22 protein-coding genes, 1 tRNA gene and 1 pseudogene are annotated in these 26,034 nt (G+C 71.0%); 14 read left to right on the plus strand and 10 right to left on the minus strand.

Annotated elements, in window-relative coordinates:
• Window positions 1-12: 12 nt before the first annotated feature.
• Both ACN27F_RS06205 and ACN27F_RS06210 read right to left on the minus strand, forming a co-directional pair.
• A tRNA-Val gene (locus ACN27F_RS06205) sits at window positions 13-84 on the minus strand.
• Between the two features lie 57 nt (window positions 85-141).
• The gene (locus tag ACN27F_RS06210; protein ID WP_421431647.1) at window positions 142-513 is read right to left on the minus strand and encodes a TIGR02611 family protein; all 372 of its coding nucleotides are present in this window, start codon (window positions 511-513) and stop codon (window positions 142-144) included.
• A 544-nt stretch (window positions 514-1,057) separates the two neighbouring features.
• Between ACN27F_RS06210 and ACN27F_RS06215 the strand changes: the two genes are divergently transcribed.
• The 5 genes from ACN27F_RS06215 to ACN27F_RS06235 all read left to right on the plus strand — a co-directional run bounded on the left by ACN27F_RS06215 (window position 1,058) and on the right by ACN27F_RS06235 (window position 4,095).
• Complete coding sequence (locus ACN27F_RS06215) at window positions 1,058-1,489, plus strand: SsgA family sporulation/cell division regulator (protein ID WP_421431648.1); 432 nt, start codon at window positions 1,058-1,060, stop codon at window positions 1,487-1,489.
• A 222-nt stretch (window positions 1,490-1,711) separates the two neighbouring features.
• Complete coding sequence (locus ACN27F_RS06220) at window positions 1,712-2,626, plus strand: helix-turn-helix transcriptional regulator (RefSeq protein WP_421431649.1); 915 nt, start codon at window positions 1,712-1,714, stop codon at window positions 2,624-2,626.
• A gap of 34 nt (window positions 2,627-2,660) precedes the next feature.
• Window positions 2,661-3,116, plus strand: coding sequence for an RrF2 family transcriptional regulator (locus tag ACN27F_RS06225; protein WP_421431650.1), 456 nt, complete (start codon window positions 2,661-2,663; stop codon window positions 3,114-3,116).
• A gap of 164 nt (window positions 3,117-3,280) precedes the next feature.
• Window positions 3,281-3,460: a DUF4236 domain-containing protein gene (locus ACN27F_RS06230; protein WP_421440002.1), complete on the plus strand. Its 180-nt coding sequence runs from the start codon at window positions 3,281-3,283 to the stop codon at window positions 3,458-3,460.
• A gap of 77 nt (window positions 3,461-3,537) precedes the next feature.
• A complete protein-coding gene (locus ACN27F_RS06235) occupies window positions 3,538-4,095 on the plus strand; it encodes a potassium channel family protein (RefSeq protein WP_421431651.1) in 558 nt (185 codons plus the stop codon).
• Here the strand turns inward: ACN27F_RS06235 and ACN27F_RS06240 are convergent.
• Window positions 4,046-5,050: a hypothetical protein gene (locus ACN27F_RS06240; RefSeq protein ID WP_421431652.1), complete on the minus strand. Its 1,005-nt coding sequence runs from the start codon at window positions 5,048-5,050 to the stop codon at window positions 4,046-4,048. The two genes, ACN27F_RS06235 and ACN27F_RS06240, sit on opposite strands and share 50 nt — an antisense overlap.
• Before the next feature lie 15 nt (window positions 5,051-5,065).
• On the minus strand, window positions 5,066-5,587 hold the full coding sequence (locus ACN27F_RS06245) for a VOC family protein (RefSeq protein WP_421431653.1): 522 nt from the start codon (window positions 5,585-5,587) through the stop codon (window positions 5,066-5,068).
• A 49-nt stretch (window positions 5,588-5,636) separates the two neighbouring features.
• Between ACN27F_RS06245 and ACN27F_RS06250 the strand changes: the two genes are divergently transcribed.
• Both ACN27F_RS06250 and ACN27F_RS06255 read left to right on the plus strand, forming a co-directional pair.
• A complete protein-coding gene (locus tag ACN27F_RS06250; RefSeq protein WP_421431654.1) occupies window positions 5,637-6,110 on the plus strand; it encodes a MarR family winged helix-turn-helix transcriptional regulator in 474 nt (157 codons plus the stop codon).
• A gap of 103 nt (window positions 6,111-6,213) precedes the next feature.
• Window positions 6,214-6,972, plus strand: a pseudogene (locus ACN27F_RS06255) (tetratricopeptide repeat protein); the annotation flags it as partial.
• Between the two features lie 1,653 nt (window positions 6,973-8,625).
• Here the strand turns inward: ACN27F_RS06255 and ACN27F_RS06260 are convergent.
• Together ACN27F_RS06260 and ACN27F_RS06265 are read right to left on the minus strand one after the other, a co-directional pair.
• On the minus strand, window positions 8,626-10,098 hold the full coding sequence (locus ACN27F_RS06260) for an ATP-binding protein (RefSeq protein WP_421440004.1): 1,473 nt from the start codon (window positions 10,096-10,098) through the stop codon (window positions 8,626-8,628).
• Window positions 10,099-10,118: 20 nt separating this feature from the next.
• The gene (locus ACN27F_RS06265) at window positions 10,119-10,775 is read right to left on the minus strand and encodes a response regulator transcription factor (RefSeq protein WP_421431655.1); all 657 of its coding nucleotides are present in this window, start codon (window positions 10,773-10,775) and stop codon (window positions 10,119-10,121) included.
• A gap of 86 nt (window positions 10,776-10,861) precedes the next feature.
• Between ACN27F_RS06265 and ACN27F_RS06270 the strand changes: the two genes are divergently transcribed.
• From ACN27F_RS06270 to ACN27F_RS06280, 3 genes are all read left to right on the plus strand, one after another.
• Entirely contained in the window at window positions 10,862-12,070 is a 1,209-nt protein-coding gene (locus ACN27F_RS06270; protein ID WP_421431656.1) for a LolA family protein, read from the plus strand.
• 261 nt (window positions 12,071-12,331) lie between these two features.
• A complete protein-coding gene (locus ACN27F_RS06275) occupies window positions 12,332-13,756 on the plus strand; it encodes a cellulase family glycosylhydrolase (RefSeq protein ID WP_421431657.1) in 1,425 nt (474 codons plus the stop codon).
• Between the two features lie 181 nt (window positions 13,757-13,937).
• Complete coding sequence (locus tag ACN27F_RS06280; RefSeq protein ID WP_421431658.1) at window positions 13,938-14,369, plus strand: NUDIX hydrolase; 432 nt, start codon at window positions 13,938-13,940, stop codon at window positions 14,367-14,369.
• 27 nt (window positions 14,370-14,396) lie between these two features.
• Here ACN27F_RS06280 and ACN27F_RS06285 read toward each other — a convergent pair whose 3' ends face one another.
• The 3 genes from ACN27F_RS06285 to ACN27F_RS06295 form a co-directional block, all read right to left on the minus strand.
• The gene (locus tag ACN27F_RS06285) at window positions 14,397-15,092 is read right to left on the minus strand and encodes a DedA family protein (RefSeq protein ID WP_421431659.1); all 696 of its coding nucleotides are present in this window, start codon (window positions 15,090-15,092) and stop codon (window positions 14,397-14,399) included.
• A gap of 328 nt (window positions 15,093-15,420) precedes the next feature.
• On the minus strand, window positions 15,421-16,950 hold the full coding sequence (locus tag ACN27F_RS06290) for an alpha-N-arabinofuranosidase (RefSeq protein WP_421431660.1): 1,530 nt from the start codon (window positions 16,948-16,950) through the stop codon (window positions 15,421-15,423).
• A 158-nt stretch (window positions 16,951-17,108) separates the two neighbouring features.
• Entirely contained in the window at window positions 17,109-17,936 is an 828-nt protein-coding gene (locus tag ACN27F_RS06295) for an SAM-dependent methyltransferase (protein ID WP_421431661.1), read from the minus strand.
• A gap of 402 nt (window positions 17,937-18,338) precedes the next feature.
• On the opposite strand from ACN27F_RS06295, the gene ACN27F_RS06300 reads away from it, so the two are divergent.
• Window positions 18,339-20,420 (plus strand): endo-1,4-beta-xylanase, encoded by a 2,082-nt coding sequence (locus tag ACN27F_RS06300; protein WP_421431662.1) that lies wholly within the window; start codon window positions 18,339-18,341, stop codon window positions 20,418-20,420.
• A gap of 232 nt (window positions 20,421-20,652) precedes the next feature.
• The gene (locus ACN27F_RS06305; RefSeq protein WP_421431663.1) at window positions 20,653-21,564 is read left to right on the plus strand and encodes a universal stress protein; all 912 of its coding nucleotides are present in this window, start codon (window positions 20,653-20,655) and stop codon (window positions 21,562-21,564) included.
• Here ACN27F_RS06305 and ACN27F_RS06310 read toward each other — a convergent pair.
• Window positions 21,462-22,124 carry an HAD family hydrolase gene (locus ACN27F_RS06310; protein ID WP_421431664.1) on the minus strand — a complete coding sequence of 221 codons (663 nt, stop codon included), beginning with the start codon at window positions 22,122-22,124 and terminating at the stop codon, window positions 21,462-21,464. The two genes, ACN27F_RS06305 and ACN27F_RS06310, sit on opposite strands and share 103 nt — an antisense overlap.
• A 148-nt stretch (window positions 22,125-22,272) precedes the next feature.
• On the opposite strand from ACN27F_RS06310, the gene ACN27F_RS06315 reads away from it, so the two are divergent.
• Both ACN27F_RS06315 and ppdK read left to right on the plus strand, forming a co-directional pair.
• On the plus strand, window positions 22,273-23,178 hold the full coding sequence (locus ACN27F_RS06315) for a universal stress protein (RefSeq protein WP_421431665.1): 906 nt from the start codon (window positions 22,273-22,275) through the stop codon (window positions 23,176-23,178).
• Between the two features lie 122 nt (window positions 23,179-23,300).
• Window positions 23,301-26,003 carry a pyruvate, phosphate dikinase gene (ppdK, locus tag ACN27F_RS06320; RefSeq protein ID WP_421431666.1) on the plus strand — a complete coding sequence of 901 codons (2,703 nt, stop codon included), beginning with the start codon at window positions 23,301-23,303 and terminating at the stop codon, window positions 26,001-26,003.
• Window positions 26,004-26,034: the final 31 nt, after the last annotated feature.

Genomic DNA, 26,034 nt, shown 5'->3' on the forward strand with positions numbered 1-26,034 from the left:
CGCGTTTCGGGGTGGGCGATACTGGGATCGAACCAGTGACCTCTTCGGTGTGAACGAAGCGCTCTCCCGCTGAGCTAATCGCCCTCAGCGCGCACGACTGTACCTGATCGCCCCGCTCCGGCGCACGCCAGGGCCAGGCGATCAGGTCGTGGCGAGATAGCGCAGGAAGCTGGCGATGACGTCGATGCCGAGTCCGACCTTGAGCGAGATCGCCAGAACGGCACCGACGAAGAGCAGACCGACCGCACCGATGGCCAGCCTGACCGGCCAGCTCTGCCTGGTCACCCACCGGGTCCAGCCCTGGACGTTGCGGCGGGTGAAGGCGAGTAGCCGCTTGGCCCAGTGGAACTCGACGCCGAGCACCGCCAGGCCGGCGATGACGATCAGCCAGCCGGGGCCGGGCAGCGGGATGAGCATCAGCCCGATCACGATGATCAACCCGCCGAGCAGACCGACCGCGACCTTCAGCGCGATCCGGCCGGTCGGGTTGGACCGGATCAGCGCGAGTGTCATCCGGATCCGTTGCCGCAGACCGGATGGCGCGCCCGGAGTCGGCGGTTCAGGGCGTTCGGTGACCGAGACCGACCCGCCGGTGTGGCTCACGTCGGTCTGACTCAGGCCGGTCTCGCTCGTGCCAGTCTCGCCACGATGCCCGTTCAGGTGAGACATCCGACGTTCCCCTTCCGGCGCCACCCCTGCGACAGCCTCGTCCACCGCTTCGTACGGCGAATGACCCAGCGTTGAATTCTCGGTCATCCGCTTCGAGGAGGAGGGCTTTATCGCCATTTTGCCCCTTATTGTCGCCTGCCCCGTCACCCGAGGGCACCACTGGACGTTACCGGAGTGAGTCGACGTCTGAGACCGCCCGACGCCGGGCGCATCCAGATACTCCAGCAGATCCGGACAAGCAACCCAGGAAAGACATAGCGGCCGTATCCGGAAATCACTTCCCTCTACTGGGTGAGATCAGCGTTAGACGGAGCGTAACTACGAGCAGAACCTGAGTATGGGGAAAGCGGGGCGGGCGTCCCGCAGCGGTGCCGGGGGGAGAACGTCCATGAGTGTCATCCGACCGACGACCGTCGAGGTCGAGACGTCACTACGGCTCATCGCGCCAGACGCTACCGCGCTGCCGGTGCGGGCCAGCCTGCGCTACGAACCGACGGATCCCTATGCGGTCCACGTCCTTTTCCACGCGGAGTCCGCCGGCGGCGAGGCGGTCAGCTGGTCGTTCGCCCGCGAACTGCTGGTCACCGGGCTCGACGAACCGGCCGGAATCGGTGACGTGCGGGTCTGGCCGTGGGCGACACCACGCGGCGACTTCGTCGCGCTCGCGCTCAGCTCCCCCGACGGCAACGCGCTGTTCGAGGTGCCGCGCAGCGTGCTGGTCCGTTTCCTGCGCCGGACGTACGTGGTGGTGCCGCGCGGTCGCGAGTCGGAGCATCTGGACGTGGACACGGCGGTGAACCGACTGCTCGCTGGACGTTGACCGGATCCGGGTGGGACTCACCGCCGGCGGGGCACGGCCACCGGGGGTGACGCCGTGCCCGGACCCGAAAACGGAACGGCCGGTTCGGCGCTGTCCGGCGACGATCAGGACCGTTTCGCGTGACGGGAGTACGGCGATGCGCCGTACTCCCGCCGCTGCGCGTGCCAGGGCGTACGCAGCCACCGGATGCGGCGAGGCCGGCCGGCGGTTACCGTCGAAGCGATGGTTCTCCCTGATCGTCCTGCGCACGTCGTCGCCAGCCCCGCGACCGGCTACCCCGGCACCGGACCCGGCCTGGACGCCCAGGGGTCGGGAATCAGCGCGACTACGCTGCGCGACCACACGGTCAACGGGAAGCAGCCCGATCCTCAGTTGCTCGATCATGACGAACTGATCCTGGTCACCGCCGGTCACGGCAGCCACGACATCGACTTCGTCACCTATCCGTGTCGGCCCGGTACCTTGTTGCGGGCGCGCGCCGGCCAGGTGGTCTGGCCAGGCGGTCAGCCCGGTCTCGACGCGGTCATCGTCCGCTGGCCGGCCCGCAACGGGGGTCAGCCCGCCGATCCGTACGGCGCGGTCCGCTGGCAGCTCGCCGGCGAGGACGAGGACGCGATCATCAACGAGGTCAGTCAACTCGTCGTGGACACCCAGCGGCCCCGTCGGTCACCGCTGATCGACGACCTGCTGCGACATCAGTTACGGGTGCTGCTGGTCCGGATCGCCCTGTTGCCCACGGGCGACGCCGACGCTGCCAACAGCGGCAGCAGGCAGGAGCCGCCGGACGTCGGCGAAGGATCCTCGCGGTGGGTCACCTTCCGCCGCTTCCGGTACGAGGTCGAGCGCGACTACGCGCGTACCCGCCGGGTCGAGGCGTACGCCGAGCGGTTGCAGTGTGCGGTGCGCACCCTCACCCGCGCCAGCCTGACCGTTACCGGACGGACCGCCAAACAGATCATCGACGACCGGGTCATGCTGCAGGCCAAACGGTTGCTGGCCGCCACCGACCAGCCGGTCGCCGAGGTGGGCCAGCTGCTCGGATTCGCAGAACCGACCAACTTCGGGCGGTTCGTGCAGCGCGAGATCGGACACAGCCCTGGAGCGTTCCGGGCGGCCGTACGGGGACAGCACCGGTGACCGGCCGGATCAGGCCGACCGGCATGATGGGGGCGTGCAGATCTCCGCGCGCGGCGACTACGCGGTACGGGCAGCCCTGATCCTGGCCGCCGCCTACCCGTCGCTGATGTCCACCCAGGCGATCGCCGCCGAGCAGGACATGCCGCGCAAGTTCCTCGAAGCCGTCCTGGCCGACCTGCGACGCGGCGGGGTGGTACGCGCCCAGCGCGGCGCCGAGGGCGGCTACACGCTGACCCAGCCGCCTCGCGACGTCACCATCGGTGCCGTGCTACGGGCCGTGGACGGCCCACTCGCCGGGGTGCGCGGGCTGCGTCCGGAGGAGACCCGCTACGAGGGCGCCGCCGAGAATCTGCCCCGGTTGTGGGTGGCGGTGCGCGCCGCGGTACGCGAGGTGGTCGACGAGGTCAGCCTGGCCGAGGTGCTCAGCGGACGGATGCCGGCGCACGTCCGCAAGTTGACCTTGAAGCCGGATGCCTGGGAGTCCCGCTGACCCTGCCCGCCCTCGGAGGTCTACGTTGGAACAGCGGCGACCCACGTCGAAGCGGCGGTGGTGGCGGTGGCGCGGTGAGTTTGCCGACTGGCGACAGTGGGAATTGACGAACCTACCTGCTGTTGGCGGCCTACCTGCTGTTGGCGATCGAAGGGAGCGCGGCGATGGGTGTGATGTTCCGTAAGCGGAAGCGCTTCGGTCCGTTGCAACTGAACTTCACCGAGAACGGTTTCTCCTCGTGGAGCATCCGGATCGGTCGTTGGTCCTGGAACTCGCGCACCCGTGCGCACCGGTACGACCTGCCCGGACCGCTGTCCTGGAAACAGGACAAGTCACGTCGCTGAGCAGGCCACGCGCCGGCGTGGGGGCTCGACGGGGATTTCCCCGTCGAGCCCTCACCATTTATAGCAATAATCGTCCTATGTCCGAAATAGCGCGAGAGGCCACCAGCCAGCGCACCGGCGGCCGGGGCCGAGGCCGAGCCGAGGTATGGCAAACCGCCCTGATCTGCCTGCTCATCGTCGCGCTCTACTACCTCGTGCCGGTCGAGCCCGGCGTGGCGGGTCTGCACCTCGCCGTCCGGGCCGTCGTCACCAGTGTCGGGGTGGTGCTCGTCGCCGCGCTGGTGCTGCGGCAGATCCGCCGGCAGATCGCCGCGGACGTGACGGACGTACGGCTCGCCCGGCTGGCGATGGCGGTCGTCGGCGGGGTGGTCACCTTCGCCCTCGCCGACCTGGTGATCTCGTTCAGCGATCCGGACCAGTTCGTCAACATGACCACCAAGACCGACGCGCTCTACTTCGCGATCGCCACCCTCACCACCGTCGGCTACGGCGACGTGCATGCTCAAGGTCAACTCGCCCGCGCCGCGGTCTGTGTCCAGATGGTCTTCAGCGTCGGAGTGCTCGCCACCGGGGCGTCGTTGTTCGTCAGGCGCTGGACCGAGCAGGTGGGCCGGCGCCGGGACGCGCCGCGGTGACGACGACGTCTCCGCCGAGCCGGTCGCCGGCCGGCCACCGCCGCACCAGCCCTTCGGTGATGAGGCCGGCGACCACCCGGCTGGCGTCACTCGCCCGGTAGACGGTCTGGGTAACGGCGAACTGTCGTATCTCGGCGACGGTACGTGGACCGGTCGCGGTGAGGTGGGCCAGCAGCGTCCGACGCAGCGGGCCGCTGTCCGCCGGAGCCGACGGGTCCGCCAGATCACACAGGTCGAACCCAGTTCCGGGCGCGTCGACCGCCCACAACGCGTCCTTGAACGCCTCGATCCGCTTGCCCGACCCGGTGGCGAATGCCAGTACCCGGGGCTGCGGCGCGCCGGTCGTCGCCGCACCGACCGGTCTCAGTACGACTGCGCTGACCAGCGGAAATCCGGCCCCGGTGAGGATCTGGCGCAGGCGGTCGGGCCGGCCGGGGTCGCCGGCCGGGCGGTGCGCCCCGGTGATCAGCAGTTCGGCGGGCCGGCCGCTGGCCACCGCCCGCAGCACACCGGGCTCGGGCAGCGGTCCGCCCGCCAGATCGAGGTAGGCGAGCAGTGGTGCCCGGGCGGCGGTCGTCGCGGCTATCGCGACCGGCAACTGCGCCGAACCGCCGGGCAGCAGATGGACCGATACGGTCGGCGGCAGGCCCGCTTCGGCCGCGCCGAGCCGGGTCGCCAGCTCTGCCGGGTCACCCGCACCCGCCGGTACGCCGGCCAGGGTGACGATCGACAACTGGCACCCGGCGGGCAGCGCGGCGTGGGTGGTGCCGGCCGGGCCGGCGGCGCCCCGGGTCGCGACGGCCCGCAGCGCGGCGTCGGCCGCGCCGGTGTCCGGCCCGTCGTACGCCTGCACGAACGTCGCCCGGCGGGCCTGTCGTGTCGCGGCACCGAGCCAGCCGCTGAGGTGCCGGACGAGCAGGTCGCGATGAACGGTGGCGATCGGGTCGAAGGTCATGCCCTTGTTCTACCGTCAAACCGGCACGGACACCCCGACACCGCCGCGCGTCTGACCACCGTACCGTTGCTTCTCCCGGCCGATGTCGAGTGGCCGGATCCGCTTGCGGGCGGCGAGCGTCTGTTCGTCGAGCCGGTCGGCGGGCACCAGCCAGACCACCTCGAACTCCAGACCGTCCGGATCCTTGCCGTAGAGGCTCTTGGTGGTGCCGTGGTCGGAGGTGCCGACCAGGGCACCGGCGGCGGCCAGGCGGGTGGCCAACACGTCGAGTTCGTCGAGCGTGTCGACCTCCCAGGCGAGATGGTAGAGGCCGACCGTGCCGCGCCCGGCACCCGACGGGCCGGCGTGCGCACCGATGTCGAACAGCCCGAGGTCGTGGTCGTTGGCGGAGCCCGGAGCCTGCAGGAACGCGGCCCCGGTGAAGGTGTCCGGAGTCATCGGGACCAGCCGGAAGCCGAGCACGTCGCGATAGAAGGCGAGGCTGCGCTCCAGCCGGGAGACGAAGAGTACGGCGTGGTTGAGACGGTGGATTCCCATCCCGACACGGTATCGCCAAATAGTTGAGTGCTCAACTATTCTCGCTATGATGGTGACCATGACCCGCTGGCTCGACGACGACGAACAACGCACCTGGCGAGCGTTCCTGGCCGCCGCGCGGGCACTGATGGCGACGTTGGACCGCGAGCTGCAGAGCCGGTCGGCCATGCCGCACGCCTACTACGAGATCCTCGTACGGCTGTCCGAGGCGCCCGGGCGGACACTGCGGATGAACGAGCTCGCCGATGCCACCGATTCGTCCCGCAGCCGGCTCTCACACGCCGTGTCACGCCTCGAGGAAGCCGGTTGGGTACGCCGCGAGGAGTGCCCGACCGACCGGCGCGGGCAGTTCGCCGTCCTGACCGAGCCCGGTTTCGCCGCGCTCGCCGCAGCCGCCCCCGGGCATGTGGCCGCGGTTCGCGAGCACCTGTTCGACCAGCTGTCCCCGGAGCAGATCGCGCAGTTGCGCACCATCAGCGAGACGGTCGTCAAGCATCTGGCCGGTAACAATCCGCCATCATGAGCGAACTGTCCCACATCAGACCCTTGTACAGACGGTTGTCGGGCACGCACGATGGGACGTGTCTCTCGGCCTGGGCGAAATCACCACGCAGGCGCACGGCCTGATCAGCATCGGCGACCTGCCCGCCGCGCGGAGTCTGCTGACCGCCGCGCTCGCCGACACCGATCCCCGCCCGGGGCAGGCCAGCGCCGAGCACGCCGACGCGGCCGGCCTGCTCGCCAGGGTCATGGTGGCGCTCGGTGCGGCGCCGGCGGCCCGGGCCTGGGCGGCGTTCGCGTACTCGGCGAGCCAACGCCTGCACGGTGTCTCGGACGAGCGCACCATCGGTGCCGCCGCCACCCTCGCCGCTGTCCTGCACCGGGTAGGCAGCCACGCCCGCGCCGCCCACCTGTACCGCGAGGTGATCGACGAACTGTGCGCCATCGACGGCCCGGAGTCGCTGCGGGTGCTCGCCGCGCACGCCGACCTGGCCACGGTCGAGTTCGCCCACGGCCAGTGCGACATCGCCCGGGACCGGCTGGAGGACGCCTGGGAACTGCACCGGGAGGTGTACGGCGAGGGACATCCGGCCGGGATCAAGATGCTCGCCCGGCTCGGCGCCATGCAGCGCGACTGCGCTCGCCTCACCGAGTCCGACGTCAGCCTCTCCCTCGCCGTCGATCTGTGCCGCACGCAACTGCCCGCCGATCACCCGTTGGTCGGCCAAGTGGTCGCGCTGGCCGAGTCACCCGCCGATCCCGGCCACCGGTGCGGCGGTGACGGCGGGCCCGACCAGGTCGACCCGGACCGACCGGATGACACGCCGGACGCCGGCGACGACGACGGCGACCGGGCCGGGCCGCTCATCGCGACCCACCCGGACGGCGCCTCGGCCGGTCCTCCACAGCAGCGCGCACCGGCCGAGCCGGGTACCGCCCGGCACCGTGCCGACGCCGCCGCGAACGGGAATCAGGGCGCTCCCGCCGGATACGATGACGACCAGCCGTGGGCCGAACCCGGCTGGATCGAGCCGGGACCGGCGGCGGCCGAACTGGCCGACCCCCGCTGGGCCGACAGCCTCTGGCCACCGCCGACCGACCCGTTCGCCGAACCGCCGGCGGAGCAACCGTCGGAGCAGCCGGTTGCCTGGCCGGTAGGGCCGCCGGAGGGCGCCGTCACCGGCGAGAGCGCACCGGCGGGCACCGATCTGCCGTGGCGTGACCTGCCCGATTCGCCCGCCCCGCTGCCGGAACTCGATGGCGACGGTCCGTGGACCCAACGCGGGTGGATCGAGCGGGATCCGGGCGCTACCGACACCACCGACGACCCGCTCTGGTCCCCTAGCGGCTGGCTGACCGACGCCGGCCGACGAGACGACGGGTCTGCCCCGCCGGACCCCGCGTCACCGGCCGACGAGACGTCACCGCTCGACGGTGCCCGCGCCGCCATCCCCCCGCCGCGGGCACCGACCGATACCTCCGCCGGGGACTCCCCGGTCGCCGGGATGGACTCCGACGCCGATCCGCGGCCGAAGCTGTGGCTGTTCGACGAGCCGTGGTGGCCGCCCGAGCAGGCCGAGCCCGACGACGATGCGGACCTGCCACCGGCCGGGTCGGCGGCCGGCGAGTCGATCAGCCCGTTCGGCCCGGTCCGTTACTCCATGACGGGCGGCGCTCCGGCGGGCACCGACGACACCACCGGGCCGCAGGCGCACGCCACCGGGCCGGACGCGCACACCGCGCCGCCGGACGCTTCGGCGTTCGTACCGAACCCGCGCGGACCGTACTCGGCCGGCACCCGGGCGTCGGCACCACCGGCACCACCGGCACCGACCGGCACCGACGCCGGTGAGGACCTGCCGGATCCCGGTGAGTCCGTCGACGAGACGACCGTGCCCGCTGCCGCCGTATCCGTGGCAGACCACGAGCAGCAGCCGTCGGAGGGCGGCTACGCGTCGCCCGGGACCCTCTCCCGGCTGCCCCGACGCGAGTTGAGCCGAATGCCGGATCGCCGGCACAACCTGCCGGTACGACGTACCCGCGGGCAACTCGTACCGGTACACCGGCCGGCACCACCGGCGCCTCGCCCGCGCCCTCCGATGCTGGTCTTCACGGGAGTGGTGGTCGTGCTGCTCGGTGCCGCCGCGGTCGTCGCCGGCGTCAGCCTGGTCGACGACAACCCGACCGGCCCGACGGCCGCGCCGACCGGCGGACCGGCCACCCCGCCCGTTGTCACGGTCAGCCCCACACCACCTCCGGCGCCGCCTGGCTCACCGCCGACCGACGTCAGTCTGCGGGACAACCGGGACAGCGTCAGCCTGGGCTGGACCTACCCGGCGGGCGCCGAAGGCCCGGTGCTGGTGTCCGGCGGTAGCACCGGCCAGCAGCCCCGGGCGTTCATGGAGCTGCCCGCCGGAGCGACCAGCTTCGTCGCGTACGGGCTCGACCAGTCGATCGACTACTGCTTCACCGTGGCGGTGGTCTACTCGACCGACGTCGTCGGACGGTCCGAGCCGGTCTGCACCGATCGGGCCGGCTCAGCGGCCCGCTGACCCCGGCGCCCCGTCGGCGGCGAGCCCGGACTCGGCATCGGCCGCGTCGGCGACGGCGCCGGTATCCGCAGGCAGCCTGACCCGCACCAACAGACCGGAACCTGACGCGGGCTCGTCGAGGTCGACCATGCCGCCGTGCCGCCGTACCAGCTGCCGCACGATCGCCAGGCCCAGGCCGCTGCCACCGGCGTCCTGGGCACGGGCGTCGTCCAGCCGGGTGAACCGGTCGAAGACCCGTTCCCGGTCGGCCGCCGGCACCCCCGGGCCGTCGTCGACGACCACCAGCTCGTGCCAGCCCCGATCGCCGGGTCGGGCGGTCACCAGCACCTCGGTCCGGGCGTGCCGGACCGCGTTGTCGAGCAGGTTCGCCACCACTCTGGCCAAGGCATCGGGATCCCCGGCCACCCACAGCGGCTGGGTCGACCGCGCCACCCGTACCGGCGAACCGGGATAGCGTCGCGCCACCGTCGCGGTCAGCTCGCCCAACTCGACCGGGCCGACCGCGCCGAGCCCCGCACCGGCCCGGCCCGGGTCCGGTTCCTGCTCGGCGCGGGCCAGCAGGAGCAGGTCGTCCACCAGCCGGCTCAGCCGCTGGCTGTCGGTGAGCAGGTCCTCGGCCACGGTCGGCCAGTCGGTGCGTTCACCCAGCCGTAGCGCGACCTCGATCTGGGTACGCAGGCTGGCCAGTGGGCTGCGCAGTTCGTGCGCCGCGTCCGCGACGAAGGCCCGCTGCCGTGCCCGGCCGGCTTCCAGCCGGTCCAGCATGTCGTTGAGGGTCACCGCGAGCCGGTGGATCTCGTCGCGGCCGTCGGGCACCGGCAGGTGCCCGGCCCGTTCCCCGCCGGTGATCGCCGCGGCGCCCGAGCGCAGTTCCTCCACCGGACGCAGCGCCGCCCCGACGGTACGCCACACGATCGCGGCCAGCCCGGCGACCAACGGCGGAACGGCGAGCAGCACCGCCACCCGTACCAACCGGACGCTCCGGCTGATGTCGTCCATCGACCGGGCCACCAGCACGGTCAGTGGATCCCGGTCGGTGCCGGCCGGCACCGTGAACACCCGTACCGGCCCGTGCAGGCCGAGCCGGACGCCGTCGATGGTGAGCGCGGAGCCGTCGTCGAGCCGATCGCGCTCGGCCGCGTACAGCATCGGTACCAGCCGGTCGGCGCCGATCGACGCCGCCCGCACCCGGCCGGCGGCATCGACCACCTGTACCCGTACGTCGTTGCCGGCGACCGGCAGCGGGTCGGGCAACGCGTCGGCGGCCACCAGCCGGGCAATGGCTTCACCGGTGGTGCGGGCGTCGGCCTCGGCGTTGCGGTGCAGGGCGAGGGTCAGTGCGGTGGTCAGCCCGATGCCGCCGACGACCAGGCCGACGGCGACGCCGAGGACGGTGATCGCGGCCAACCTGCTCCGCAGGCTCAGCCGGGCACGTAGGCCCGCTCCGAACCTGGTCACCAGGGCCGCACGGCTGGTGGTCACGGCACCAGCCGGTAGCCGGCACCACGGACGGTCTCCAGCCGGTCCCGACCGATCTTGCGGCGCAGATAGCCGATGTAGACCTCGACCGCGTTCGGCGCGGTGTCGACGCCGGCGTCCCACACGTGGTCGAGCAGTTCGACCTTGGACACCACCGCGCCGGCCTGCCGCATCAGGTACTCCAGCAGCGCGTACTCGCGGGCGGTCAGGGCGATCTCGGCGTCGGCGCGGGTCACCCGGCGCCGGGCCGGATCGAGGCTCAGGTCGCCGGCGGTGAGCACCGCCGGGCGCTGCGGAGCGCCCCGGCGCAGCAGCGCGCGTAGCCGGGCCAGCAGCACCACGTACGAAAAGGGCTTGGTCAGATAGTCGTCCGCGCCGCAGTCGAGCCCGTCCGCCTGGTCGTACTCGCCGTCCTTGGCCGACAGCATGAGGACCGGCAGCCAGTTCTGCTCGGCCCGCAGCTGGCGCACCACCCGGTAACCGGACAGACCAGGCAGCATCACATCCAGGATCATCGCGTCGTAGCCACCGTGCCTGGCCAGATCCAGCCCTTGCGGACCGGTCCCGGCGACATCGACGGCGAACCCTTCGGCCTGCAGACCACGGCGCAATGCCTCCGCCAGCCGGCTTTCGTCCTCCACCACCAGCAACCGCACCGGTCAAGGGTGCCATCATGACGTCCGGCACTCTCAGCCCACTCTCAGCCCGGCCGGCGCACCATGACAGGTAGGAGGTGCCGAAGATGTCGGTATTCACATCGCGGCCGGCGATGCGCTGGCTGGTTCCAGGGGCCGCGGCCGCCGTACTCATCGGGGGCGGCGCGGCGCTCGGCGCGCTCGCCGCGTCCGCGGACCCGGTGCTGCCGCCGCGCAGCGCCGAGCAACTACTGGTCGACCTGCAGACGGCGCAGGTCGACGGGATGTCCGGCACGGTCGTGCACCGGACCGAGCTGGGGCTGCCGCCGGCAGTCAACTTGGCCGCTCAGGTGGGCGGCAACGGTCTCGGCTCGTTGCTCGACGGCACGCACACCGTACGGGTCTGGTACGCCGAGCCGGATCAGGCGCGGATCGCGATGGTCCGCACGCTGGGCGAGACCGACGTGATCCGTAACGGCCGCGACGTGTGGATCTGGTCGAGCCAGCAGAGCGAGGCCAGCCACTTCGAGCTGCCGCAGGACGTCGCGGAGGCGGCGGATCGGCCGGCGCCGGAGGGGTTGGTCACCCCGCAGGCCGCCGCCGACGAGGTCCTCGACGCGATCGACGAGAGCACCGAGGTGTCGGTGGGCCGGTCGGCGGAGATCGCCGGGCGTACCGCGTACGAGCTGGTGCTGACCCCACGCGCGGAGGCGTCGCTGGTCAAGGAGATCAGGATCGCCATCGACTCGGTCGAGTTCGTGCCGCTGCGTTTCGCGGTGTACGCCAAGGGAGCGGATCGGGCCGCGATCGAGATCGCGTTCACCCAGGTCAGCTTCGAGCGCCCGGACGCGGAGCAGTTCGAGTTCAACCCACCGCCCGGCACCACGGTCGACGAGGGCGCGGACAGCGGCGAGCGGCAGTGGCCTGGAAACCACGATCCGGAGCTCTGGGATCCGGAACAGGCCGGGCCAGGTGGTCTGCTGGAGATGTTCGAGGACTGGCCCGGGGCTGCGGACAGCGGTGCCGAGGTGGTGCGCAGCGCGGGCAGCGGTTGGGCCACGGTACTGGTGGTGACGCCGCCGGTCGAGGTTGCCGGCCATGCTTCCGACGGCGGCCCGGCGGCCGGCGCGGAACCGGCCGACGGATCCGGCCCGCTGCTGACGCTGGGCGACCTGCCGGAGGTCAGCGGTTCATGGGGCAGCGGCCGGCTGTTCTCCAGCGCGCTGCTGACCGTGCTGCTCACCGACGACGGGCGGATCCTCGCCGGAGCGGTGGCACCGGAGCGGTTGTACGAGGTGGCCGCGCAAACCCGGTAACTTGACCGGTCCACTACCGGCGCTGGTGCGGTTCAATACCCGCATCAGCGCCGGTAGTGGCGTTCTACGATGTCTTCTCCCAGACCAATGGTCAGGGAAGACGGCGCCAGGAACTTAACCGGTTGCGTCCACCCGATCCATCGGTCTACTCTGATGCCTGCGCGAAGGGCCGGGTAGTTGTCGACACCGTGCTGACCGTTGTACGGGTGTCCCACGTTCCCGTGGTGCCGTCTGTCCACGGGCCTCTACCCGAGGTAGGTCATGAAGACACGACTCAGCGTCGCGGCCGCGACGCTTCTCGCGCTCCTCGCTTCGATCGTGATTTTCGTCCAGCCGGCTCACGCCGCCGTCGGTCTGCGAATCAGCGGCGGCCGATTGGTCGAGGCGAACGGTACCCCGTTCATCATGCGCGGGGTCAACCACGCGCACACCTGGTTCACGAACGAGACCAGCTCGTTCGCCAACATCAAGTCGCTCGGGGCGAACGCGGTGCGGGTGGTGCTGAGCAACGGCGTCCGATGGACCCGCAACGACGCCAACGACGTCCGCAACGTGATCTCGCTGTGCAAGGCCAATCGACTGATCTGCGTGCTGGAGGTGCACGACACCACCGGATACGGCGAGGAGGGCGCTGCCGCGACCCTGGCCTCCGCGGCGGACTACTGGATCAGCCTGGCCAGCGTGCTGCGCGGCGAAGAGAACTACGTGATCATCAACATCGGCAACGAACCGTTCGGCAACAGCGGCTACCAGAACTGGACCAGCCACACCACCAGTGCCGTGCAGCGGCTGCGCGACGCCGGTTTCGAGCACACCATCATGGTCGACGCGCCGAACTGGGGCCAGGACTGGACCTTCACCATGCGCGACAACGCGCAGTCGGTGTGGAACGCAGACCCGGCCCGCAACCTGGTTTTCTCGATCCACATGTACGGAGTGTTCGACACCGCCGCGGAGATCAGTGACTACCTGGGCCGGTTCCGCACGGCAGGGCTGCCGATCGTGGTCGGCGAGTTCGGGCACAACCACTCCGACGGCGATCCGGACGAGGACGCCATCCTCTCCTACACCCAGCAGAACGGGATCGGGTGGCTCGGCTGGTCCTGGAGCGGCAACGGCGGCGGGGTCGAGTACCTCGACCTGGTCAACAACTTCAACGTCAACAGCCTGACCACGTGGGGCCAGCGACTGTTCAACGGCACCAACGGCATTCGGCAGACGGCCCGCGAGGCGACCATCTTCAGCGGCACCACCCCGCCACCGACCACCGCTCCACCGACCACCGCTCCGCCGACCACCCCGCCACCGACCACCCCGCCACCGACCACCGCTCCGCCGACCGCTCCCCCGCCGACCACGGTCCCGCCGACCACTCCCCCGCCGGCCGGCGCGTGCAGCGCGACGTACTCGGTCATCGGCCAGTGGCCGGGTGGGTTCCAGGGTGAGGTACGGGTGACCGCCGGCGGCTCGGCACTGCGCGGTTGGCGGGTGACCTGGACCTTCTCCAACGGACAGACGGTCAGCCAGGCCTGGAACGCCACGATCACCAGCAGCGGATCGAGCGTCACCGCGACCAACGTGAGTTACAACGGCAACCTCGGTTCCGGCCAGAGCACGACATTCGGTTTCATCGGTAGCTGGAACGGAACCAACAGCGTCCCTCCGGTGGCCTGCACCGCCCTCTAGCGCGGCCGGCTCGCCCGGCCAGGGCGACCTCCGGGTGGCCGGACAGGATCGACCTGTCCGGCCACCCCGGCGCGGGACTCGCCGACGGCACAGCCTCGCCGATCGGCACGGCTTCGTCGATGCGCCAGCGCGATCACCCCCGGCTGTGACAGCGTGGACTCGCGACAATCTGGAGGTAACGGTGAGTGATGGTCCTCGACTACGGGTCGGCGCCTACGCGGTGATCGTCCGTGACTCGTCGGTGCTGCTGAGCCGGCTCTCCGAAGCGTCTCCGGTGTTCGATCCCGGAGCCTGGCATCTGCCCGGCGGTGGCCTCGATCCGGGCGAGCAGCCGGGTGACGCGCTGGTGCGGGAACTGCGCGAAGAAGCCGGTCTGGAGGTGACCACATCCCGGTTGCTGGACGCCCGGTCGTACTCGGCGCGCCGCAACGGCACCGACTGGCACGTGGTCGGCCTGCTGCACAGCGCCCAGGTCGGCGATGGTGAGCCGGTGGTCACCGAGGTCGATGGCAGCGCGGACGCGGTCCGTTGGGTGCCGGTGGACCAACTCGACGAACTGCCGCTGTCACCGCCCACTGCAGACGGTCTGCGGCTGGTCGACCTGCTGCGTTGAGCCTGCGTCGACCTGCCGCGTCAAGCCTCACTGGCCCGCGCGGCGGCGGCCCGAGCGGCGACGGTGGGCAGACTCCGGTTCGTTCCCACCGGTCACGCATTCGCGACGGTCCTTTCCAGCCGCGTGTTCGCCGTGGCTTTCCTCAGCCGCGCATTCGCGACGGGCGGACCGGATTCGCCAGATGACGAAGGTGGTCACCGCGAGCACCGCCACCCCGATCGCCGCAGCCGGGCCCGCCACCTGTTCGATCGCCGTATAGGACGTGCCGGCCAGATATCCGATCAGTACCGTGCCGATCCCCCAGACCAGCGCGCCGGTGACGTTGTACAGGAAGAACCGTCGGTACGGCATGTGGGCCGCGCCGGCCAGGGCGGGCATCACAGAATGGAAGAACGTCACGAACCGGCCGACGAAGACGGCCGCCCCGCCCCGTACCGCGAGCTGGTGCTGGGCCCGCTGTACCCAGGCCTGCCGCTTGCGCAGGAAGCGCAGCCGTAGCAGCCGGGCCCCGAACGCCCGGCCGATGAGGTAGCTGGCGGTGTCGCCAGCCACCGCCGCGCTGACCACGACCACCGTGATGCCGGCGAGCGAGATGGTGCCGAGGCTGGCGGCCACACCACCGAGGATCGCGGCGGTCTCGCCAGGGAAGACGAACCCGACGAAGAGCGCGTCCTCGGCGAAGACGAGTACCCAGACGAGCAGATAGACGAAAGTGCCATCCATCGACAGCAGTCGTTCTATCCACTCGGTCGGCACGGCACCCTCCGGTCGAACGGGGGGCCGCGAACACCGAACGTAACATCAGCCGGCGACACGGGGGTGCAAGTCCCGCAGAGTCCGGCGATCGCGTCGAGGCGTCATGGCGGCACCCGTGACGTCCGGCAGGTGCTCGCCGGGTCGCCACGGGCATCCTCCCCACCACAGAGAGGGCAAGCCGGTATCCTTAACCGGTTAAGCGTTAGGCTACGTCGAAGCCGGGAATGCCGTCAAGAGACCAGCTATCGACACAGCCCGCTGGAGAGCGGGTGTCTGCGCAGATCAGCCGAGGTGATCATGGCGAGGCCGCGGACAACCGCACCATCGTCCACGACACCGCTGGCAGGGCCAGCGCCAACCGACCCTGGTCGATCGCCGATCCGGTCACCTTGCGCGGGCGCACCTGGTCCGGCCGCGCCGAGGTGTTCGCCGCCCGTACGTCCGCCTCGTGCAGCCGGACCTGCTCGACCACCCGGTAGCCGGGAAACGCACGCAGGTCGACGTCGAGGGCGAGTTGTTCGTGTGCACTGCGGTTGACCGCGAACAGGGTCAGGGCCGTGGCGTCGTCGTCGTACGTGGCGACGGCGTCCAGCGCGGACACGTCCCCGTACCGACTGGTCTGCAGCAACGGAGCACGGCACTCGACCCGTAGCACGGTGCCGCTGGCGTGCCGGGCGGTGTACGCGAACGGATAGAAGATCGTCTGCCGCCAGGCCGGCCCGCCGGCCTCGGCACGGATCGCGCCGATCGTGTTGACCAACTGTGCCTGGCACGCGGCGGTCACCCGATCACTGCGGCGCAGCAGGGTGATCAGCAGCGAGCCGACCACCACCGCGTCCGCCACCGTGTAGTCGTCCTCGCACAGCGCCGGTGCGTGCATCCATCCCGCCGGGCCGTCGGCGCCGAATATCCCCCGACTCATGTACCAGACGTTCCACTCGTCGAAGGAGATGTCGATGCGCTTCTGCTGGCGGGTCTTGGCCCGTACGTAGTCGCAGGTCGCCACGATGTCGCCGATGAACCGGTCCATTTCCACGCCGCAGGCGAGGAAGCTGGCCAGATCGCCGTCGTGCTCCTCCTGGTACATGTGCGCCGAGACGAAGTCCACCTGGTCGTAGGCGTGCTCCAGCACGGTCGCCTCCCAGGAGGCGAAGGTGGGCATGCTCGGCCCGGAACTGCCGCAGGCCACCAGCTCCAGACCAGGATCGATCATCCGCATCGCGCGGGCCGTCTCGGCCGCCCGCCGCCCGTACTCCTGCGCTGTCTGGTGGCCCAGCTGCCATGGACCGTCCATCTCGTTGCCCAGGCACCACATCCGAATCCCGTACGGCTCGGCCCTGCCGTGCTTGTGCCGCAGGTCGGAAAGCCGGGTGCCGCCCGGATGGTTGGCGTACTCCAGCAACTCCATCGCCTCGGCCGGGCCCCGGGTGCCCAGGTTGACCGCCATCATCGGCTCCACCTTGGCGGTTTGCGCCCAGGTGACGAACTCGTGCAGGCCGAAGGCGTTGGACTCCACGCTGTGCCAGGCCGGCTCCAAGCGGGTCGGGCGCTGCTCCCGCGGGCCCACCCCGTCCTCCCAGCGGTAGCCGGAGACGAAGTTCCCGCCCGGGTAGCGGACCACGGTGACGCCCTGCTCGCGTACCAGGTCGAGCACGTCACGGCGCATGCCGTGCTCGTCGGCGCTGGGGTGCTCCGGCTCGTAGATGCCGGTGTAGACGCACCTGCCCATGTGCTCGACGAAGGAACCGAAGGTCCGTCGTCGCACGGGCGCGATCGCGAAGGCCGGGTCGATGTGAACCGTCACCGGCTGCATGGGCGCAGGCATCCGAACACCTCTCTTCGCGCACCGGATCGTTGCCCGTGACGCAGATGAACAGGCGCGTGAACAGGGTTGAGCGCGACAGCGGGCAGCTTGGCAGGGCCTGACCCTCTGGGACCCAGGGTGTGTTGAACGTTAACACGACCGGGCCGAAGAAGCCGGATTCAGTTCCTGCGGGCCACCGCGCCGACGAACGTGTAGTAGGTGTCCGTCTGCGCGGACAGTGCCTCGTCCGGCTCCGGCCGCCAGTCCGCCAGCGGCACCAGGCCCGGCTCGAGCAGCTCGAAGTCGCCGAAGTAGCTCACGATCTCGTCGTACTGACGCCACCGGCCGGTGCCCATCGTCTGGTTGAAGATCTTCTCCACCACCTGGGCCTTCTTCGCGGCTTCGGGATGGCGCTCGCCGGGATTGTGGAAGTGCGTGATGGCCAGGTAGCTACCGGCCGGAAGCGAGTCACGGTAGGCCGTCGCGATCGCCCCGGGATCCTCGGCGTCGGCCAGGTGGTGCAAGAAGCCAAGCATCAGCAGCCCGACCGGCTGTTCAAAGTCGATCATCGACTGAATCTCCGGGTCGCGCAGCAACTGTTGCGGATACCGTGCGTCGGCCTGGACGACCGTGGTCATCGGAGAGTTGGCCAGCAGGGCGTGACCGTGCGCGAGCACCATCGGGTCGCTGTCCACGTAGACCACCCGGACCTGCGGGTCGACCTGGTGGGCGATCTCGTGCACGTTGCCCTGGGTGGGCAGACCCGAACCGATGTCGAGGAACTGTCGGATGCCATGGTCGGCGACCAGGTGACGCACCGCCCGGCGGAGGAAACCACGGTTGGCCCGAGCCGCGTACGGACCGTCCGGGGTGATCTGCAGCGCCATCTGGCCCGCCTGGCGGTCGACCGCGAAGTTGTCCTTGCCACCCAGCATGTAGTCGTAGACCCGGGCCACGCTCGGACGGGTGGTGTCCACCCCGACCGGTGCTCGTTCCTCACTGCTCATCGCGGTGCCTCCGTGGGGTGTCGGGCCGGCGGATCGCCAGCTGGGAGCGCTGCCGCCGAGCAGTTTAGAGGACTTGGACCACACTCACCGCGCTGGCCCGTACGGCGGTCGGGCCGTTGCCGGGCAGGCGCGTTGACGCGCCTTTGCGGCACCCATAGGATCGATCACCATCGAGGTGGCTCGTGGTGCGTCGAGCACCGGCCACGCGCCCTACGGGAGCCAGCGCGGGCAGCCACCCACACCGGCATGCGGGCTCATGCCGGCCCACCAGCGCGAGATCGCGCCACGCGGCCGAGGCAGCCGCAGGCAGCGGCAGGCGCATCGCAGACCCGCCACCGCCACGGCCGACCCCTGCCACAGCGACACCGGCCAGCGGACGGGCAATCCGGAAAGGACATCAGCATGCGCGCACCACGGACGCGCCGGGCCTGGCCGTACGGCCTGCTCGGACTCGCCGTCGCGGCGTCGCTCGCCGTCGTCGTACCACTGGCCACCGCGCCGGCCGCCCAAGCGGCCGAGCCGGTCGTCGTCGCCACCAGCACCTTCGAAGACGGCACCACGCAGGGCTGGGTGCCCCGCGCCGACGAGACCGTCGCGCCGAGCACCGCAGCGGCTCACACCGGCAGCGGCAGCCTGCTCGTCACCGGACGCACCCGCAGTTGGGAGGGCCCGGTCCTGGACCTGCTGGACACGGTCGAGTTGGGTACCCGCTACACCCTGTCCGTCTGGGTCCGGCTGGCCGCCGGCGAGGCGGACGCCCAGGCCCGGCTCAGCGTCGAGCGGCGCACCGACGGCACGCCCTCCTACGACCAGGTGGTCGGCAACACCACCGTCACCGCCGGCACCTGGGTCAACCTGCAAGGCCAGTACACGCTGGCCCAGGAGGTCGAGTTCCTCACCGTGTACGTCGAGACCGCCAGCGGCACCCCGGCGTTGCACATCGACGATTTCGCTCTGTCGTACGTGCCGGCACTGCCGATCCAGACCGACCTACCGTCGGTGAAGGACGTGCTGGCCGGGGAGTTCCCGATCGGCGCGGCGGTGTCCCGCGCCCAGCTCATCGGCAATCACGCGCAGCTGTTGTCGAAGCACTTCGACTCGGTCACCGCCGGCAACGCGATGAAGTGGGACGCCACCCAGCCGGTGGAAGGCGAGTTCCGGTTCACCGACGCGGACGCCATCGTCGCCTTCGCCGAGGCCAACGGCATGCAGGTCCGCGGACACACGCTCGCCTGGCACAACCAGACCCCGAGCTGGGTCTTCGCCGACACCGCCGGCAATCCGCTGCCGGTCACCGCGGCCAGCAAGGAACTGGTGCTCACCCGGCTGGAGACACACATCCGGGAAATCGCCGGCCGGTACGCCGGCAAGATCAGCGCATGGGACGTGGTCAACGAGGTCATCGACGAAGGCCAGTCCGACGGGATCCGGCGCAGCCGGTGGTACGAGTTGACCGGACTGGACTTCATCCGTACCGCGTTCCGGGTGGCCCGAGAGGTCGACCCGGCGGCGAAGCTGTTCATCAACGACTACAACACCAACGTGCCGGCCAAGCGGGACCACCTGTTCAACCTGGTCAGCCAGTTGCGGGCGGAGGGGGTGCCGATCGACGGGGTGGGCCACCAGATGCACGTCAACGTGGACTGGCCGTCGGTGAGCGAGACCGAGGCGATGCTGACCAGGTTCATCCCGCTGGGAGTGGAACAGCAGATCACCGAGATGGACATCTCCATCTACACCAACAGCGGCGAGTCGTTCCCCACCCCGCCCCAGGATCGGCTGTTGCGGCAGGCGTACCGGTACCGGGACCTGTTCGACCTCTACCGTCGCTATTCGGCCGACATCACCTCGGTGACCCTCTGGGGTCTGGCCGACGACGACACCTGGCTGGACAGTTTCCCGGTCACCCGGATCGACGCGCCGTTGCTGTTCGACCGGCAACTGCAGGCCAAGCCGGCGTACTGGGGAGTGGTCGACCCGAGCCAGATCGGTGTGACGCCGACGCCGACCCCGTCGGGCTCACCGACGAGTTCCCCGTCGCCCACCGCCTCGCCCACCAGCGGTCCGACGCCCACACCCACCACCACGCCGAGTCCGACACCGACAGTGAATCCGACACCGACACCGACACCGACACCGACACCGACACCGACCGTACCGGCTGGTTCGTGCCGGGTGAGCTACTCGGTGGCCGGGCAGTGGCCGGGCGGCTTCCAGGGCGAGGTCCGGGTGACGAACACCGGCACCAGCGCGATCAACGGCTGGACGTTGCGCTGGACCTTCACCGCCGGCCAGCAGCTCACCCAGGCCTGGAACGGCACGGGCGCACAGAGCGGCAGCCAGGTGACGATCACCGCCGCGACCTGGAACGCCAACCTCCCGGCGGGCGCGTCGGTCTCGGTCGGCTTTCTGGCCGACTGGACCGGCAGCAACCCGGCACCCACCGCGTTCACCCTCAACGGCAGCTCCTGCACGGTGAGCTGAGCTGATCCGGTGATCACGCCGCTGGCGGGGCCGGCTCCCGCCCCGCCAGCGGTGTCCCGGCCATCGGTCGACGTGGCCGGACGGCAACGGGCCGGACGGCAACGGGCCGGACGGCCCGGACCGAACGCGGCATTCGGCCCGGACCGCCGGTATCGGCCGGCCCTGACCTCGTCACCGGGCCGACTGCTGGGATAAGGAACACAGGAGCCACGCGGGGGGCAGGGGGTAAGCCATGAGACCGCAGATCGTCGTCGGACTGGGCGGCAGCACCGGTGGGCACGCGCTGGCCTGGGCGCTCGACCAGGCGGCAGGCTGTGCCGGGCAGCTACTGATCTGCCACGGCTGTCGGCCGGACTCGGCACTGGCGACGGCGGGTCCGCATCCGCCGCTGGCGCTGCTGGAACTGGCCGATCCGGCCCTGGCCAGGGCCATCGCCGCGGCCCGCCGTCGACTCGGCGGTGACCGGGTCCAGTTGCTGATCCGGCCGGAACATCCGGCGGGGCTGCTGCTCGACGCGGCCCGGCGGGCCGATCTGGTCGTCGTCGGCGCGGCCACCGGCCGACCGGGCGACGACCGCGACCAACGGCACGACCGGTCCACCGGTACCGCCTACATCGTGGCCCGGCAGGCCGGGTGCCCGGTCGCGGTGGTTCGTCCGACCGGCGGTGCCGGACAGCTCGGACAGGTCGTCGTCGGCGCCGACGACCCGGGTCTGATCGACGCACAGCTGGCCGCCGCGTTCGACTGGGCCGACCAGCACCGTTGCGGGTTGACCGTGCTCACCGGCGGGGCGACGGACCACGACGGGCGACCGCCCGCCGCCCGGCTCGGCCCGTGGCGGCGGGCGTACCCCCAGGTTCCGGTCCAGGTGCGCCCCGCCGGTGCCGATCCGGTGCCGGAGATGCTGCGGTGCGCCCGGGGTGCGCGGCTGCTGGTGGTGGCCAGGGATCCACGGCGACCGGCCGGTCGGCGTACCGGGCGGGCGCTACGCACCTTGCTCACCCAGGCGACGGCGCCGGTCCTGGTCACCGGTGGCGCGGCTCAATCTGCCACGGCGAGCGAGTCGATCCGCTCGATGGTCAGGTCGTGTAGCCCGTCGAGCGTCACGGCGGCACCGGCCAGTGCATCCGGCGCCGGCGGGTAGTCCGGTCGCGGTATCGCCACCACGACCAGGCCGGCGGTGGCGGCCGAGCGCAGCCCGTTGCTGGAGTCCTCCACCGCCAGGCACCGCTGCGGCGGTACGCCGAGCTGGCGCGCGGCCACCTGGTACACCTCGGGGTCCGGTTTACCGGCCGTGCACTCCTCGGTCGACACGGTGAACCGGAACGCCTCGGTGACGTTCGCGCTGGTGAGCACCTGGTCGATGAGACGACGCGGCGACGAGCTGGCCAGGGCGAGCGGGAACCGGGCCGCGAGCCGGTGGACCGCGTCCAGCGCACCGGGGATCAGTGGCAGCTCGGCGCGGTAGCGCTCGGCCATCCGGTCGATGACCTCACGGGCCACCCGATCGGCGCCCCGCCCGACACCAAGATCATCATCGAGGTAGTGCGCCCATTCACCGGTGCTCATGCCCATCAGCCGGGACTGGGCGTCGGGCCGCCATCGCCCCCGTGCCTGCGCGACGTACTCGCGCCGGACCTGCTCCCAGACCGGCTCGGTGTCGATGAGCACCCCGTCCATGTCGAACACGATCGCCGCGATCATGGCCCTATCCTGCCCGGCCTGCCCGATTCGGCGGTCTTCGGGGGTGGCGGCGGGCTAGTCTCGCAGACGAGCTCCCTGTCCTGTCTTTGCCTGTCGGCGAGACGTCGTCGACTCGTCTGACCGGACAAAAGCGATGAAAGGAGCCGAGATGTCCGAGCATTCCGCACCGGCTCGCGACCGGATCGTGGCCGGTGTCCACGACTCGGCCTCCAGCTGGGCCGCAGTCGAACTGGCCGCCCGGGAGGCGGCCACCCAGCACCGGCCACTGCGGCTGGTGCACGCCCTCAACTGGATTCCCGACGAACTCTCCGGTGGCGACGACCAACCGCGTCCGGACGCCCAACAGCTCGTCGAACGGGCCGCCGACCTCGCCCGTGCGGTGGCGCCCGGAATCGACGTGACGGTGGAGATGTCCGAGAGCGCACCGTCCACCGCTCTGCTGCGCGAGTCCCGGATGGCATCGCTGGTCGTGATCGGCGACGGCGACCTGGCGCAGTGGACCTGCCTGCCGTTGGACGCGTTGGCCGTACAGGTGGCCGCCCGGGCCGACTGCAGCGTCCTCGTCGCCCGGGCGAGCGTGCCGTCGGTCACCCGACGGCCGGCGGCCGGCGGCGGACCGGCCGTCCCGCAGCCGGCGGCCGGCACCGCCGTACTGGTCGGGGTGGACGGTTCGACCGGCTCGGAACGGGCCCTCGGATTCGCCTTCGACGCCGCCGCCCAACGCGGTCGCGAGCTGATCGTCGTACGGACCTGGGAGAGCGAGCTGAGCTGGGCGGACACCTCGGCCGCCACCGCGCGGGAGCTCGCCGAGGCGGTGGCTCCCTGGCATGAGAAGTATCCGGAGGTGCCGGTGCGCCAGCAGGTGGTGCACGGTCCACCGGCCCGGGTGCTGATCGACCGCGCCGCCGACGCCGGTCTCGTCGTCGTCGGCGCCCGTGGCGACCACCCGCTGCGGGTACCGCTCGGCGCGGTCAGCCAGGCGGTCCTGCACCACGCGACCTGCCCCACCGCGATCGTCCGCGAGTGCGCCCCGCCGCCGCCGGCCGGCGACTGAGCCACCCGCACCGGTAGGACCAAGGCCCTCGGCGTCGGTCCTACCGGCCCTACTGCACCGGCCCCGCCCGCTGTTACCTCGGAAGGAGAGGGATTCGCCGACCGCACGAGGAGGCGGGCGCCATGCCGAAATATGTCTACGACTTCATCGAAGGCAACCGGGAACTCAGCGACCTGCTCGGCGGCAAGGGCGCCAACTTGGCGGAGATGACCCGGCTCGGGTTGCCGGTGCCGCCCGGATTCACCATCACCACCGTCGCCTGCCGCGCCTACCTCGCCGCCGGCGAGCCACCGGAAGGCATGTTCGACGAGGTCAACCGGCACCTGAGGGCGATCGAAGCCCGGCTGGGCAAGCGGCTCGGCGACCGGCACGATCCGTTGCTGTTGGCGGTGCGCTCCGGCGCCCGGTTCTCGATGCCCGGCATGATGGAGACCGTTCTGGACATCGGGCTCACCGATACCACGGTCGCCGGGCTGGCCACCTTGACCGGCGACGAACGCTTTGCCTGGGACTCGTACCGCCGGCTGGTGCACATGTTCGGTCGGACCGTCTTCGGCGTCCCCGACGAGCTGTTCACCGCCGAGATGGCGGCCGCCAAACGCGCTGCGGGCGTCACCGCCTACTCGGCGCTGAGCGCCGGCGACCTGCACGGGCTCGTCGGTGCGTACCAGAAGGTGTTCCACGAGTACACCGGCCGCGACTTCCCGCAGTCGCCACACGAACAGCTCGACCTGGCCATCCGGGCGGTCTTCGAATCGTGGAACGCCGAACGCGCGGTGTTCTACCGCAGGCAGGAACGCATCCCGGCCGACCTCGGCACCGCGGTCAACGTCATGGCCATGGTGTTCGGCAACCTCGGCCCGGATTCCGGCACCGGCGTCGCGTTCACCCGGGACCCGGCGACCGGCGAACGCGGCGTCTACGGCGACTACCTGGCCAATGCCCAGGGCGAGGACGTCGTCTCCGGATCCCGCAACACGGTGCCCCTGCAGCAGCTCGAACAGATCGACCCGCGCAGTTTCCACCGGTTGATGTCGATCATGGACACCTTGGAGCACCACTACCGCGACCTGTGCGACATCGAGTTCACCATCGAGCGCGGCGCCCTGTGGATGTTGCAGACGCGGGTCGGCAAGCGCACCGCCGAGGCGGCGTTCGTCATCGCCGGCCAGCTCGTCGACGAGGGCATCATCAACCTCGACGAAGCTCTCGACCGGGTCAGTGGCGCGCAGCTCGCCCACCTGATGTTCCCCCGCTTCGACCCGGCCGCCGCGCCCGCACCGCTGGCCGTCGGGGTGGCGGCGGCGCCCGGTGCCGCGGTCGGACGGGTGGTGTTCCACTCGGCCGACGCCGTCTCCGCAGCCGCGCGCGGCGAGCAGGTGATCCTGGTCCGACGCGAGACCAACCCGGACGACCTGCCCGGAATGATCGCCGCCACCGGAATCCTGACCAGCCATGGCGGCAAGACCTCGCACGCCGCGGTGGTCGCCCGGGGCATGGGCCGTACCTGCGTGTGCGGTGCCGAAGCGCTGACCGTCGATCCCGACGCCGGCACGATCACGGTAGCCGGTACGGCGGGCGGCGGTGCGGTCGGGACCGTACTGCGCGCCGGCGACCTGATCTCGATCGACGGCGGCACCGGAGCGGTGTATCCGGGTGCCGTCGCGGTGCGGTCCTCCCCGGTGGTGCGCTACATCGAAGGCGACCTCGCCCCGGAGTCGGACCAGTTGGTGGCGGCGGTGGACCGGTTGCTGCGCCATGCGGACACGGTCGCCAGGATGCGGGTACGCGCCAACGCCGACACCGCCGAGGACGCCGAGCGTGCCCGAGCCTTCGGCGCGGCCGGGATCGGGCTGTGCCGCACCGAGCACATGTTCCTCGGCGACCGGCGCGAGCTGGTCGAACGGCTGATTCTCGCCACCGACGACGCCGGACGGGACGAGGCGCTGGCCGCGCTGCGACCGCTGCAGCGCGCGGATTTCGAGGCCCTGCTCGCCGCGATGGACGGCCAGCCGGTCACCATTCGGCTGCTCGACCCACCGCTGCACGAGTTCCTGCCGGCGCTCGACGAACTGACCGCCCGGGTCGCGCGGGCGCGGGCGCTCGGCACAGATCCGGGACACGACGGGCAACTGCTCGCCGCGGTGCGCCGGATGCACGAGTCGAACCCGATGCTCGGCCTGCGCGGCGTCCGGCTCGGCCTGGTCGTGCCGGGGCTGTTCGAGATGCAGGTACGGGCGATCGCCGAGGCCACCGCCCAGCGCCTCGGCGACGGCGGGGATCCCCGCCCGCAGATCATGGTGCCGCTGGTCGGCGCGGTGCAGGAACTGGAAGCGGTGCGGGCGCAGGCCGAGGCGGTGTTGGCCGGGTTCGACGGGCTGCCGCCGATCCCGATCGGCACCATGATCGAGGTGCCCCGGGCCGCGGTGACCGCCGGCGAGATCGCCACCGCCGCGGACTTCTTCTCCTTCGGCACCAACGATCTCACCCAGTTGGGCTGGGGATTCTCCCGCGACGACGTGGAAGGCGCATTCTTCGGCCGTTACCTGGAACTCGGCATCTTCGCCGTGTCGCCGTTCGAGTCGATCGACACCACCGGCATCGGGCGGCTGATCGCGATCGCGGTCACCGACGCCCGAGCCGTGCGGCCCGGGCTCGAGATCGGGGTGTGCGGTGAGCATGGCGGCGACCCCGAGTCGGTGCGGTTCTTCCACGACGCCGGCTTCGACTACGTGTCCTGCTCGCCGTACCGGGTGCCGTTGGCCCGACTGGAAGCTGGCCGCGCTGCGGTCCGCCCCCTGCACAGCAGGTCCGACACCAGGTAGACGGCAGGTCCGACACCAGGTAAGGAGAGGC

The organism is Solwaraspora sp. WMMB335 (genome assembly GCF_049179075.1).
Lineage (GTDB): Bacteria > Actinomycetota > Actinomycetes > Mycobacteriales > Micromonosporaceae > Micromonospora_E.

Bases quoted from the DNA above. Each gene is read 5' to 3' on its own strand.
- ACN27F_RS06295 (WP_421431661.1), bottom strand. From the start codon at position 17,936: ATGAGCAGTGAGGAACGAGCACCGGTCGGGGTGGACACCACCCGTCCG.
- ACN27F_RS06285 (WP_421431659.1), bottom strand. From the start codon at position 15,092: ATGGATGGCACTTTCGTCTATCTGCTCGTCTGGGTACTCGTCTTCGCC.
- ACN27F_RS06290 (WP_421431660.1), bottom strand. From the start codon at position 16,950: ATGCCTGCGCCCATGCAGCCGGTGACGGTTCACATCGACCCGGCCTTC.
- ACN27F_RS06220 (WP_421431649.1), top strand. From the start codon at position 1,712: ATGGTTCTCCCTGATCGTCCTGCGCACGTCGTCGCCAGCCCCGCGACC.
- ACN27F_RS06275 (WP_421431657.1), top strand. From the start codon at position 12,332: ATGAAGACACGACTCAGCGTCGCGGCCGCGACGCTTCTCGCGCTCCTC.
- ACN27F_RS06310 (WP_421431664.1), bottom strand. From the start codon at position 22,124: ATGATCGCGGCGATCGTGTTCGACATGGACGGGGTGCTCATCGACACC.
- ACN27F_RS06210 (WP_421431647.1), bottom strand. From the start codon at position 513: ATGACACTCGCGCTGATCCGGTCCAACCCGACCGGCCGGATCGCGCTG.
- ACN27F_RS06235 (WP_421431651.1), top strand. From the start codon at position 3,538: ATGTCCGAAATAGCGCGAGAGGCCACCAGCCAGCGCACCGGCGGCCGG.
- ACN27F_RS06240 (WP_421431652.1), bottom strand. From the start codon at position 5,050: ATGACCTTCGACCCGATCGCCACCGTTCATCGCGACCTGCTCGTCCGG.
- ppdK (WP_421431666.1), top strand. From the start codon at position 23,301: ATGCCGAAATATGTCTACGACTTCATCGAAGGCAACCGGGAACTCAGC.
- ACN27F_RS06300 (WP_421431662.1), top strand. From the start codon at position 18,339: ATGCGCGCACCACGGACGCGCCGGGCCTGGCCGTACGGCCTGCTCGGA.
- ACN27F_RS06215 (WP_421431648.1), top strand. From the start codon at position 1,058: ATGAGTGTCATCCGACCGACGACCGTCGAGGTCGAGACGTCACTACGG.
- ACN27F_RS06230 (WP_421440002.1), top strand. From the start codon at position 3,281: ATGGGTGTGATGTTCCGTAAGCGGAAGCGCTTCGGTCCGTTGCAACTG.
- ACN27F_RS06250 (WP_421431654.1), top strand. From the start codon at position 5,637: ATGGTGACCATGACCCGCTGGCTCGACGACGACGAACAACGCACCTGG.
- ACN27F_RS06245 (WP_421431653.1), bottom strand. From the start codon at position 5,587: ATGGGAATCCACCGTCTCAACCACGCCGTACTCTTCGTCTCCCGGCTG.
- ACN27F_RS06315 (WP_421431665.1), top strand. From the start codon at position 22,273: ATGTCCGAGCATTCCGCACCGGCTCGCGACCGGATCGTGGCCGGTGTC.
- ACN27F_RS06270 (WP_421431656.1), top strand. From the start codon at position 10,862: ATGTCGGTATTCACATCGCGGCCGGCGATGCGCTGGCTGGTTCCAGGG.
- ACN27F_RS06305 (WP_421431663.1), top strand. From the start codon at position 20,653: ATGAGACCGCAGATCGTCGTCGGACTGGGCGGCAGCACCGGTGGGCAC.